Annotated in this window: 11 protein-coding genes and 1 pseudogene; 7 read left to right on the top strand and 5 right to left on the bottom strand. The window is 65.0% G+C overall.

Features of this window, described 5'->3' with window-relative positions:
* Positions 1–201: 201 nt before the first annotated feature.
* Positions 202–832, bottom strand: a pseudogene (locus OXS49_RS19345) (tyrosine-type recombinase/integrase).
* A gap of 443 nt (positions 833–1,275) precedes the next feature.
* Here OXS49_RS19345 and OXS49_RS19340 point away from each other — a divergent pair.
* Complete coding sequence (locus OXS49_RS19340; protein WP_267426222.1) at positions 1,276–1,797, top strand: hypothetical protein; 522 nt, start codon at positions 1,276–1,278, stop codon at positions 1,795–1,797.
* A 620-nt stretch (positions 1,798–2,417) separates the two neighbouring features.
* On the opposite strand, the gene OXS49_RS19335 is transcribed toward OXS49_RS19340, so the two are convergent.
* Positions 2,418–3,071 (bottom strand): TetR/AcrR family transcriptional regulator, encoded by a 654-nt coding sequence (locus tag OXS49_RS19335; protein ID WP_267426221.1) that lies wholly within the window; start codon positions 3,069–3,071, stop codon positions 2,418–2,420.
* A 385-nt stretch (positions 3,072–3,456) separates the two neighbouring features.
* On the opposite strand from OXS49_RS19335, the gene OXS49_RS19330 reads away from it, so the two are divergent.
* The 6 genes from OXS49_RS19330 to OXS49_RS19305 all read left to right on the top strand — a co-directional run bounded on the left by OXS49_RS19330 (position 3,457) and on the right by OXS49_RS19305 (position 9,249).
* Complete coding sequence (locus tag OXS49_RS19330; protein WP_267426220.1) at positions 3,457–3,726, top strand: hypothetical protein; 270 nt, start codon at positions 3,457–3,459, stop codon at positions 3,724–3,726.
* Positions 3,727–3,761: 35 nt separating this feature from the next.
* Entirely contained in the window at positions 3,762–4,364 is a 603-nt protein-coding gene (locus OXS49_RS19325; RefSeq protein WP_267426219.1) for a 3-hydroxyacyl-CoA dehydrogenase NAD-binding domain-containing protein, read from the top strand.
* Positions 4,354–4,623: a 3-hydroxyacyl-CoA dehydrogenase family protein gene (locus OXS49_RS19320; protein ID WP_267426218.1), complete on the top strand. Its 270-nt coding sequence runs from the start codon at positions 4,354–4,356 to the stop codon at positions 4,621–4,623. Before OXS49_RS19325 ends, OXS49_RS19320 begins: the two co-directional genes overlap by 11 nt.
* Positions 4,624–4,787: 164 nt before the next feature.
* Positions 4,788–5,936 (top strand): SDR family NAD(P)-dependent oxidoreductase, encoded by a 1,149-nt coding sequence (locus OXS49_RS19315; RefSeq protein ID WP_267426217.1) that lies wholly within the window; start codon positions 4,788–4,790, stop codon positions 5,934–5,936.
* Entirely contained in the window at positions 5,849–7,525 is a 1,677-nt protein-coding gene (locus tag OXS49_RS19310) for an FUSC family protein (protein ID WP_267426216.1), read from the top strand. Before OXS49_RS19315 ends, OXS49_RS19310 begins: the two co-directional genes overlap by 88 nt.
* A gap of 233 nt (positions 7,526–7,758) precedes the next feature.
* Positions 7,759–9,249 carry a TolC family protein gene (locus OXS49_RS19305; protein ID WP_267426215.1) on the top strand — a complete coding sequence of 497 codons (1,491 nt, stop codon included), beginning with the start codon at positions 7,759–7,761 and terminating at the stop codon, positions 9,247–9,249.
* 61 nt (positions 9,250–9,310) lie between these two features.
* On the opposite strand, the gene OXS49_RS33705 is transcribed toward OXS49_RS19305, so the two are convergent.
* The 3 genes from OXS49_RS33705 to OXS49_RS19290 all read right to left on the bottom strand — a co-directional run bounded on the left by OXS49_RS33705 (position 9,311) and on the right by OXS49_RS19290 (position 11,256).
* A complete protein-coding gene (locus OXS49_RS33705; RefSeq protein WP_346016962.1) occupies positions 9,311–9,793 on the bottom strand; it encodes a heme-binding protein in 483 nt (160 codons plus the stop codon).
* On the bottom strand, positions 9,754–10,002 hold the full coding sequence (locus OXS49_RS33700) for a hypothetical protein (RefSeq protein WP_346016961.1): 249 nt from the start codon (positions 10,000–10,002) through the stop codon (positions 9,754–9,756). Before OXS49_RS33700 ends, OXS49_RS33705 begins: the two co-directional genes overlap by 40 nt.
* A 771-nt stretch (positions 10,003–10,773) precedes the next feature.
* The gene (locus OXS49_RS19290) at positions 10,774–11,256 is read right to left on the bottom strand and encodes an Hsp20 family protein (protein ID WP_267426213.1); all 483 of its coding nucleotides are present in this window, start codon (positions 11,254–11,256) and stop codon (positions 10,774–10,776) included.
* Positions 11,257–11,889: the final 633 nt, after the last annotated feature.

Genomic DNA, 11,889 nt, shown 5'->3' with positions numbered 1-11,889 from the left:
TGGTGAGAGTCCGCGTGCCTGAATGCCGGTGCATTCTTCAAGCAAGGCCTTCGAGTCCGCCGATCTCGAATCGTGAGAACGCTTCGCTGTCGAATGTCGGCTTTGAGGAGGTCCAGGGAGCCTCTCGCATGACCGCAATGGGCGCATTGCTGCTGGGCTGGTCTCGAAGCCCCTCGACGCAGAAGCCGAGGGGCCGAACGCTCAAATCTCAGTTCCTTCGGCTAGGGTCAAAGCATCTTCGACGTCGACGCCGAGGTACCTGACCGTGCTCGCGATCTTGGTATGGCCGAGCAGGATCTGAACCGCCCGCAGGTTGCCGGTCCGTTTGTAGATCAACGACGCCTTCGTGCGGCCGAGGGAGTGGGTGCCATAGTCCTCGCTGCGCAACCCGATGCCCATGACCCACTCATCGACCACGCGCATACTGCCGGGTGCTGATGTGCGTGACGCCGTCGAGCCGGCTCGGAAAGGCATGGTCGTCGAGCGTTCCACCCCTGGCTTCCAGCCATGCCAGAATGCTGGTTCGTGCAGGTTCGAGCAACTCGAACTGTACCGGCCGGCTGGTCTTGCGCTGGATGACGATGGCCCGGCTGCGGACGCGACCACCGCTGACGAGGTCGCCAATCTTGAGCTTTACGATGTCGCAGCCATGCAGCTTGCTGTCGATGGCGAGGTCGAACATAGCCGGGTCGCATGTGCGCCGTTCGCGGTCGAGCCAGAACCGGATGGCCCAAACCTGCTGAGGCTTGAGGGCGCGCTTGGCGCCGAGCTTGCGGCCAGCGTTCCAGGCTGGCCGCCCTTTCGTTGCCGGATCGTGTGCTGAGTGTCCCATCGTCTATCTCCTCGCCGGCCCAGGCCGACGAGGCGATATGAGACCCGAACCGAAGGTGCGGAGAGCGCGCATATGCGGACGTTCCGCTGGCGACCCACGCCAGACGCTCAGACCATCGTTGGTGCTTCTCCGAAGCGGCCGTTCGCCATCCCCCCGGCAACTTCGGCACTGAGTGAGAGGCGGGCTCAAGCTCGTTGCTTAAGCGGAGGTTGAAGCCGAAGCAGTAGAGAAATCTGATGCGCTGGGTCCGGCTCCATAAGATTTCTGGCAGGAAAATACGCGTAAATTAACCCAGCGCTCATGGTAATTTTGCAATAATTCTTAACCCTTCCCCAGAATGATTGGCAAAAAAAGGGCGGCCAAAGTGTATCGTATTTAAATATCGGCAGGAAATATAATATAAGATAAGATTTAGTGTTATTTGAATGCGAAGGGATTTGGACTTGAGCTACGTTCGAGCGATCGCTGCCGTTCACATCAGCTTAATCGCATGCTCCACGTCAGCCAGCGCTGAGAAAGTAACTGCGAGGATCTCCTTCTCGGAGATCCAGAGCCATTTGAACGGTACGATCGTTTCATTCCGCCAAGCTCGCACCGTAAAGGTTACAATTTTAGACGAGCATGAGGTGGAAGAGTGGAGTGCGCGTCGAGCAGACAGGCCGGATCAACATAGTCTGAGCTATAAGAGCGTGCTCGGCGCGCGCACAGACGTGGAACGGGTGAAGGTCGAATGGCGCTTTGAAGGGAACAACACTCTGGTTCGTGAAACATTATTTCCAACATTCCGCGAGTCTATCCGGCTCAATTTTCGCGCTGGCAAGTGTAACGCTGATGTAAACTATGCACTTACTGCTGGAAATTTTAGATTTGGAATGTGGGCGCTAGACTCTGGCAGACCGATCTTCTTCCAGAAGGTATTCGCTGATGATATTGAATGTACTCTTAGTGAAGAAAGCGTAAGCTAGGAGCGGACCCAACAGTTGGAGCCCCCGAAAGCGGTCGTATATAGGCTGTCTGGCAGCTCGGCTCGGGGTCGAAAGCGGGCTGCGCGGCAACGTCCGCTACGACGCTATGTCGCTCGAAAGCAGACTAGCCGCTATCCACCCATCTGAGACGCTCAGGCAGGCGGTCTGAAGGCGGCTGATGGCCGTAAGCGGAAGGTCTGCTTCCGGCTTAAAAACGAACAAGCAGACCTTTGTTGCGGCCCAGGCCCTCGTCTCAAAGTGACCCGTTGCGGACCTTCCGCCGTGCGGATTCGAATGTCTCTTTGGAAGGCGAAGCGGCCCTGCAAGCGGCGGTCATGACATCAGCATGTCATAGCCCGTTAAGTGGCTCGCCGAGCCACAGGCGAAGTCACGCTTGTTCGCGCAGGGGTGCAAGTTCCCAAAGGGCTCCGGCATGGCGTATCGGCCCCACCGAGACGGCCCCAGACATTCGGATGGTCCCGACGCGTCATCAGCCCCATCCCGAAGCCAGGATGCGGCAGGCGCGGAGGCCGACTGTCCCACGGGACTTCGCGTCCGGCTAACCGCCGGCGGAGAGCGGGCTATTCGTTTCAAATCGTTGGCCTGCATGATCGGCCGGCTCACTTCGCCGCCGTACAGCTCCCCTCCGGCCCTGTGTCGTCATACATGCGCGTGGCGCAACCAGCGTAGAACAGGTTCAAGGCCGTGTTGACGACGCGCTCGACTTCCTCCCTCGACGGTCGAGGCCGGACACCCAGGCTTAAGTCGCGCATGTAAGGACTGACGACCATGCTGGTCAGCATGTCCGCGGCCAGCCTCGGGTCGTCGGCCCGAAGCCGACCGAATTCGTTCTGCCAGCCGACCCAAGCGGCCAGGGGCTCCAAGACGTAGGCATTCAGGGCGTGCTTGTACGCCTGCGCCATGTTCGGGAATTGACGCGCCTCTCCGATCGCGAGCCGGTGGATGGTCACCCCGTCCTCGGACGTCGAGAGCAGGCAGAATTTCACTAGGCAACGCGCGATCTCCGACCGGGCGAGGTCGGCCCCGCCCGAATTGAAGATCGGGCTGAACAGCTCCTGGCATGCTTCCGAGACGACCTCGTACATGAGCGCCTCCTTGGAGGCGGCGTACTGGTAGACCGTCTTCTTCGAGATGCCTGCGTTTGCAGCGATGGAAGCCACCGTCGCGCCCGCGAATCCCTGATTCAGGAACTCGGCACGGGCGGCAGCGATGAGCCGAGCATAGGTTGGGTCGCTCTCGTCGACCCTGGCCATGGATGCCTCCTTGTGGTCGTCCGAAAGAATTCCGACCACTCCGGCTCCTCCTGCGCGACGCTTTCGGTCCATCAGAACAACCTCAATGGAAACCAGACAGTTTCTCGCTGCGAACTGGTCTGGACCACGAGGCAGACATGCCTCTCACCCACCATGAGATGACGGAATGAGTCCAAGTCGCTGGCGGGTCGAGCGTATTCTCGTATCAAGCGCATTCCTCGACCGCCCATGAAGGAAGCCACCGTACCATAGTGGCTGAACTCTCTCTCATGGCCGCTTGCCACACCCGACACGGAAACCAAATGGTTTCCAGGGCGAGACGAGGTGCGACTGTCCAATTGGACCTTCGAGCCGCTCTAGGATCATGCCGGAAAGAGAGCTATCCATGCCGAGCCTTCCCAAGTCTAAATCTCAGCCGTTCCTGAAGGTTGCCGCGCTGCTTGCGGTCGGCGCCACCCTCATACCCCCCGCTGCATCCGCCGGCGAAGTCGCCCAGCATCATGAGACGATGCAGGAGAGGCAGGTATGCACGCCCGACGTGCTGCGTCTGTGCCGATCCCTCGTCCCGGACCGGCAAGCCATCACCGACTGCCTCAACGCGAATTCCGAGCGCCTGAGCCCCGCCTGCCACGAAGTGATGGCCCAGCGGCAGTGAGTCCGGCGCGCCAGACCGGTCCACGAGTACGGACGATGGGCAACTCCGTCGTTCCCGACACCGCGCGTCCGGTCGCCGTCATCGGCAGCGGCACCCTGGGTCAGCACATCGCCCTCATGCTGGCGAGCGCGGGCGGCGAGGTCCGCTTGTACGATCCGAATCCTGAGCAGGCCGAGGCCGATCACCTGTACGTCGAGCGCGAGCTCGGAAACGTCGTGGCGGCGCGACAGGGTGCGACCGCCGACGGTGTCAGGGTCGCGACTTCGCTCGACGACGCTCTCGCTGAGGTCTGGATGGTCATCGAGGCTGTGCCCGAGCGCCTCGACCTCAAGACGAAGCTCTTCGGCGACTTCGACCGGCTCGCGCCCGACGACGCGGTCCTGGCCAAAAACTCCTCGGCCTACCCGTCGAGCCAGTTCATCGGGGAGGTCTCGCGGCCAGAGCGTTTGGTTAACACGCTTTACGACATGCCGCCCGAGCAGGCCGCCGTGGAGATCATGTCCTGCAGCCGGACCGACGTTGCCGTCATCGCCCAGCTGATGGAGCGGCTGCCCGCCTACGGCCTCGTACCGTTCCACGTCCTCTCCGAAAGCGTCGGCTTCATCTTCAACCGCTTCTGGGGCGGCGGTGAAGCGTGAGGCGCTCGCCGTCGCCGCCGAGGGCGCCTCGACCCCGGAGGACGTCGACCGCATCGCGCATGTCCTTGCCGGCGCGCCCGGCGGGCCGTTCCGGATGATGGACAAGGTCGGTCTCGACGTCGTGCTCGACATCGAGGAGCACTACGCCGCGACTCGGCCGGGGGTCCCTACCGGTCCCCGTGAGCTGCTCAGGAGCTACGTCGAGCAGGGCCGTTTCGGCGTGAAATCCGGCCGTGGCTTCTATCACGACTACCACTGACCGCGGCGCCGACTTCGCGGGGGGCGAGCAAGCCATCGCACGAGACGCTGGATCGTCGGACTTACCCCTCGCCGAGGGTCCAGCCAGCAAGCCGCGCGGGAACCAAGCCTGAAATCCGGGCGGAAACGGCTGGCCGAACCGCTCACCGGAACCGAGAGCCGAGCATGAAGATCGAGCGTACCACCCGCCGACCGGCCGTCGTCATCGTGACAGGAGCGTCCTCCGGCCTCAGCAAGGCGACGGCCCTGCTGTTTGCCCGCCGTGGATGGTCGGTCAGCCTGATCGCGCGCGGCATCAACGGCCTCCGCGCGACCCAGGATGAAATCCGGCGGCACCGCGACCGGGATGCCCTGGAGCGCGCGGCGGCCTCGGTCGAGGCGGAGTTGGGCGAGATGGACGGTTGGGTCAACGTCGCCGGCTCAGGCACCTACGCCTTCTTCGACGAGGGCAGTGCCGATGATTTCGACCGCGTCCTACTTACGAATCTGACCGGCAGCATCAACGGCACGCGGATCGCGTCGCGGCGCATGGTGCCACGCGACCGGGGCACGGTGGTGCAGGTCGGTTCGGCCAGTCGCTACCTCTACTGGACACAGAAGGGGCCGAGCAACGGCGGCGTCGGGTGCATCATGCGCCTCTCCCTCGACCTTGGACCGGGGGATGATCCGGCCGATCGCGCAGACGTTGAGGTGCTGCTCGACGCTCTGCCCGAGCCCATCGACCTGATGTTCGATGACCGGATCGACACGCTTTATTGGACGGACCGCGGCAGGGCCCCGCGCGGCAACATCTTGAACGCCGCACGGGTCGGGGCGGCGGGGCTCACCGAGCACCGCATCCTGATGATAGGATTGTGGGAGGGCATCGGGGTCTGCGCGAACGCGCGCCGGGATACGTTGTGGGTCACGGACCTCCTCCTGGGACACGTCCGCAGGTTCGATTTCGCGAGCGGAAAGGACCGCACGATCCGTCGCGGACGGCCGCGGGTGCGCGGTCCTGTACTCGATGATCGACCGGACGGTGCCCATCAAGGGACGCGTCGACAGCATCGGCTACGGCGTCTCGGGACAGGACCGGGTGAACCTGCCGCGCTCGGTCCCCATCGTCGTCCGTTCCGTCGACTGGGTCCACGTCGCCCAGCGGTTCCCCGTGCGCGTGAAGGTGGAGAACCCGCCGGAGGATCTCGCTCGGCTGGGCGCCAGCGCCATTGTAAGGATCCCCCGCGATGGCGAATGCTGAACCACGCGGCCTGTCGCCCCTCCTTGCCGAACTGGTGCCATTCCCGGGCCGTACCGCGATGGCCCTGCGGATGACCGCGGTGTCCGTGCTCGTCGTTCTGGCCGCGATGACTTTCAAGGTCCCCGAGACCGCGGTCAGCGTCTTCCTCGTGCTCTTCCTGCAGAAGCCCGACAGCGCGATCACGGTCCTGATGTCCATCGCCCTATCGGTGCTGCTGCCCACCATCGTGGGGATCATTTTCGCCGCCGCGATCCTGACCCTGGACTTCCCCCAGGCACGGATCGCCACGATGGTCCTGCTATCGTTCGGCATCCTCTGGCTGGCCTCGGCCAGTAAGCTCGGCGCCCTGGGAAATACGATTGGCCTCGTCCTCGCCTACGGCCTCGACCTGCTCGGAAAAGGCAACAACGGCGAGCTCGTGACCCGGGGTCTGCTCTACGCCCTGCAGTTCTCGATGTTGCCGCTGGCGGTGCTGGTCGCCTTCAACCTGCCCTTCGGCCGGCATTCGGAGCGTCTCGCGAGGGAGGCTTTGGCGGAACGCCTTAGTCTTGCCGCCGCGTGTTTTGAGGACGCAGGCCGTGCGGGTACCGTCCGTGTCGTGGATCTGGACGACGGCGCGATCCGGAAGCTGGTACGGTTGGCCGGTCTGCTGGGCCGTCAGTCGCGGACGTCGGCGGCACGGCTGACCGCCCTGACGCCCGCCAGTCGCACGCTGCTGATCCGGCTTGCCGCCGGTTGGGACGGCCAACAGGCTGCGGACCGTCCCGACCTCGCCACTCGGTGCCGGGGCTTGGCACAGGCGGTCGAGCAAGGGCGACCGGCTACAGAGGCTGCGAGGCAGGCCGCGCAGCCGGGAGACGCCCTCGGAGATCTGGTTACGGAAGCGGAGGAAGCGTTCGCGAGCGGCCAGACCGCACCGAAGCCGAAGGCCGAGAAATCGGGTTTTTTCAAATCCGACGCGTTCTCGAACCCTGGCCACGTCCGCTACGCGCTCGAGACGACGTTGGCGGCGATGGCCTGCTACCTCACCTACACCATCCTCGACTGGCCGGGCATCCACACCTGCATGATCACGTGCTTCGTGGGGTCGCTGCTCACGGTCGGCGAGACCAACCGGAAGCTGATCCTACGCCTGTCCGGCTGCCTGATCGGCGCGACGCTCGGCCTGGAGGCCCTCGTGTACGTCCTGCCGCACCACGACGGCATCACCGGCCTGCTCGTCGTCGCCGCCGTCGTCCTGCCGAGCGCATGGGTCGTCGTCGGGAGCGAGCGGATCTCCTACATGGGCATCCAGATCGCCTTCGCGTTCTGCTTGTGCGTGATGCAGGGCTTCGCGCTGAAGACGGATCTCACCGTCGCCCGCGACAGGATCATCGGCATCGTCTTCGGCGACCTCGTGATCTTTCTGGTGGCGCCCCGGCTCTACCCCGTCTCGATCCTGCCGGAGGTTGAGGCGACGGCACGCCGCTTCCTCACCGGCATCCGTGGCCTCGTGGCGAGCGAGGGGGGGCGATGCCGTCGGCCAGCATCCCGACCTCGGCGCGCTGGAAGCCCTGGAGCGCCTGCGGGACCAGATCGACGCCCTTGCCTACGAGCTTGGCGACAGCTCCGATCGGGCGCGGGCTGCCACCGACATGCTCGACGCCGGGGAGCATCTCCGTGAGCGCGCGGCCCGCGTCGGATCGCTCGCTGCGGAGCACCGCCCTCTCGCCATGGCCGGTGCCCTGGCCATGGCCGCCGCCGTTGACGGAGCGATGCACGAGGCGGACGGACCCGGGGCGCCTGCAAGGTGCGAAACGGATGTGGCCGGGTTCGCCGAGGCGTGGCGGACGCTCCGTTCGGACGCAGCGAGGCGTCAAGCATATGCTTTGGATACTCCGCGGCGGCTGCGGTCTGGTGACCGTCCTCCTCACGGCTGGATGCGCGACCTCGTTGCTGGACCTCGCTCCGGCGACGCCCGGCACGCCGTTCGTGCTGTCAGGAGCACCGGCGCCCATTGAGATGAACGAGGTCGATTTCGGGCTCCCGGCCCAGCCTACGCTCGCGGTCGTCCAACCGCCGCCGCTCGCCGACCCCATCCGCATCCACACCTTGCCGGAACTCATCGACATCGCGCAGACGACGAACCCGACGACCCGCATCGCATGGGAGCAGGCCCGGCAAGCGGCGTTGGCGGTCGGCATCGTGAAGGCGAGCTACTTGCCGGTCGTGACTGCCACGGTACTCGGCGGATATCAACGTACCTCATCGAGTCAAACGCTGCCGCTTACCGGCCAGACCGGCAATCTCGGGACCGATGCCACCGGCACGGTCTCGACGGCGGCCTTGCAGTGGCTCCTGTTCGACTTCGGTCAGCGGGACGCGCTGGCGAAGGCGGCCGGCAAGCTGTCGATCGCTTCGAACATCTCGTTCAACGCCCTCCACCAGAAGATCATGTGCGACGTCGGGAGGCAGTTCTACGAGTTCGGTGCCGCCCGAGAACGCGTACGCATCGCGGGCGCATCACAGCGCGACGCGCGGGCCGTCCTCGACGCCGCCGAGAGCCGCTTGCACCAGGGCATCGGAACCACCGTCGAAGTCGCGCAAGCCAAGCAGATGCTCGCCCAGGCCGACTTCGATTTGGTCCAGGGCCGGAACGCGGAGCGGGATTCCTACAACGGCCTCATTGGCGCGATGGGCGTATCGCCGGTCACCCAGATCCACGTCGAGGACGCGTCTGTCCACCCGCTGCGCCCACTGATCGGCGCTCCCCTGGAAACGCTCGTCGGAATGGCGCTGAGCCGCAGGCCGGACCTTCAGGTCGCGGTCGCGACCGCACAGGCAAGCCGCGCCGGCGTCGCCGCGGCGGAGGCCGACTTCCTGCCAAAGGTTTTCACGTCGGTCTCGGGGAACTCCGTGAACGGCCGGCTGAGCGTGACGTCGTTGCCCGTCGTCGGACAGCCCGGAAGCTCCGCCCTCGGCACGTCGCCCAGCAACAGCAACGTCACCGTGCTCGGCGGCGTCTCCGTGCCGATCTTCGACGGAGGCGTCCGGGCCGCCCGTCTTGAAGAGGCGCGGTCCCGGACCGCGCAGGCCGAGGACACCTTTATCCGCCTGCAGCAGGACGCGGCGCGGGAGGTGGTCGTGTCGGCCGACGCACTGAGAAGCGCGCTGGCCGCGTTTCGCGCCGCTACCGAGCCTGTGGCGGTGTCCGCTGTAAGTTACGACGCGACCCTGTCCGCGTATCGCAGCGGCGCGGGGACGATCACGGCAGCGCCGGAGGCGCAAAGAGCCCTCCTCGCAGCCGGCAATGCACGAGGTCAGGCCCATGGCACGGCGCAGATTGCTGCCGCCACGCTGGCTTTCGCCATGGGGACCGCTACCAACTCCCGCGCTTTCTCGCGATGACCGAACCGCCCCTCAAAATAATAGGAGCATAATGGGTCCAACGTCAGCAGGTTGTGTCCCATTAGCGAAGTCGGCCTACCATGGGTTCCGGGCTACCCGAGATGTGCCGACTATCCGCGACGGGTGTTGCAGCCATAGGCCGGTTAGGGTTCAGGCAGTCGTGCGGCCACCTCATTCCGGCGAAGGAACGGGATCGCGAAGGGTGGGTCATAGCCCATGAAGACGGGGGGGGGGGAGCGTTCGTCTTCCGGCCGGCGGTGGACAGCACTTCTGTCAGGATACGCTCCTGTTCGGTCCGAGCCTCAGGCGTGATGGATCCTGAGAAGCGGAGGGCGGCAATCTTCTCTGCCGGGACGTGGACAAGACGGACGCCTGCCTCAGTGGGCTCCGGGGCCCCGGCCTCGGCTACGTCGCGTGGAAGGAAGAACCGCATGGTTCCCCCCGAGCCCTGCTCAACCGGAACCGTCATCGCGATGCGTTGACCTCCGGTTTCCACGGGGGCTGTCATCGCGATGCGGTCGCCCCGCTGGTTTGCGCCTGTGATGTAGCGAAAGAGCCGCCCGAACGCCTCGCCGTCACCCTGTCCGCGCCCGTGGTCTCGACGGCGAGGCGTGGCTCGTAGGCTCGGATCTCGACGCCACGGTCGAGACGCTCGACGACGGTGTACCTTGGCTGATCGTAGAAGGTCCGTACGCCGACGACCCCGAGGACGGACTCGAAGAGAGTGACGAGATAGTAGAAGAACTTATCCATCGGGTGACGCTCGGTGGCGGGCGGAGATCCTAGAGCAACCGGTTATGGGCAATCGCCGCCTTGATCCGGGTTCGCGGAAACGCAAGACGGCCCGACGCCGCCGCCAAGCGGAACGTCGGGCCGTGCAGACCAATCTAGGACGCCAACGGCGTGAGGGAACGATGCCAACCGCTCCAACCGCTAGGCTGGAATAGCAGTGGCCAGCGAGGCATCCGGGGGCGTCTTCGGACGTGGTATCGACATCACCGGACACGGCGGCGGATCGTTGTCATCGTCACGCCGTCCCGGTCGAACGTAACAGTGCAGGTCCGCGAGACGTCGTAGGCGTTTTCGACAGGGCTGCCTCGGCGGGCCTGCGGACGTCACCGGACCGAACTTGGGAGCCGACTTGCGGTCGAGTTCGCTGAGGGCAGCGAGGACGGCATCGACGGATACCGGCTCGGCCCTGCTGCCCCTGAGGCAGCGCATGCTCGGTGTGCTCTCATGGGCACTCGCATCCGACGCCCAGGAGGCGAGGATCGCGCGCCTCTCCCCCTGCGAAAGTCCTGGGTGGGTCAGCACTTCCCTGGAGTAACGAAACACGTTGCCCGGAGCGACGAGCGCCTGCCATGCCTCGAACGAGGCCGGGTGCGCGCCGGCTGGGCTCACGGCGCTGGTTTGGGAACTGAAGCTCTCCATCATCGACATCGATCATCCCTCCTGAAGTGGGTTGGATGGGCGGTGCCCTCCCTCGCCGGTACGCAAGGGAGGGCGTTCGACGGGTGGCGGAACTTAAGCCGCCTTGCGCTCGGCCTCGATCCGAGGCTGTGCGTTATCCTGTCCGACGGCAGCCTGCGTCCCGCCGATGGGAATGCGCCTCGGCTTCAGAGCCTCGGGCACTTCGCGCTTGAGGCTGACGGTCAGGAGGCCATTCTCAAGGTTGGCGCCCACGACCTTCACGTGATCAGCCAAGCTGAAGCTCTGGCGGAACGTCCGGGCCGCGATCCCGCGATGCAGAAGTTGGCGGTCGCCGTCAGGCGACTTTCTCTGACCGGTGACCAGTAGGGTCGTGTCGTGCTGGGTCAGCTCAATTTCGTCGGGCCCGAAGCCAGCGACGGCCATGGTGATCCGGTACGCGTCGTCCTCAACCCTCTCGATGTCGTAGGGTGGCCACGTCGCGGACGTCTCGGCCTGGGTGGCCTGATCCAGCATGGAGAACAGGCGGTCGAAGCCAACGGTGGAACGGTAGAGGGGTGCAAAATCAAGGGTCCTCATGACCACATCCTCCTTGGAGCAACGTGATGACAAGGGTCGCCGGATGCCAAACCCGGCGCCCGTATGGCGAGCCGCAAAATGGCCTCGCGCGCGAAAAACGCCGTAGATGCGATCCGGTTCCAAGAAAATTCGCGACGCAGAGGACGCCGAGAATGGGCGCCGTCACCTGGGTGTGGGAGACGGCGGGACCAATGCGGACGTCGCACGTTGTCCACGTCAACACCTTTCACAACGACAAACGAAGTGGGACGAGGCGCATGCAGTCGGACACTCCACGCCCGGGTGACGATCCCCTGCCGCCCATCGGCGACCCAGTCCCCGAGCCTCAGACTCCCGAGATCGATCCACCGGTCGAGCCCCCGGCTCCCCAGCCTCCGGGACCCATCGAAGCGCACTGACCGACGACACTGACCTGCGGCCCGACACCCTTCCTAAAGGGCACGCCGGGCGCCCGAGGCTCCGGCCTTCGTCCGCAGATGGTCGCGCAAACCGTGCCGTCGGTTCCCTTCGCGTCGCTCGCAGACGTGCCTGGAGCCGTCCGTATGCCTAGGGTCTGGACTCGATCAGCACCAGAAGGCGATGACGGCGGCGAGGGCGACGGCGGAGGCGTAGTTGCGGGCGAGCTTGTCGTAC

The sequence above is a fragment of the Methylobacterium sp. GC_Met_2 genome (assembly GCF_026540795.1).
Taxonomy (GTDB): domain Bacteria; phylum Pseudomonadota; class Alphaproteobacteria; order Rhizobiales; family Beijerinckiaceae; genus Methylobacterium.
Note: the sequence above shows the minus strand (reverse complement) of the source record. Positions and strands in the feature narration are given on the sequence as shown.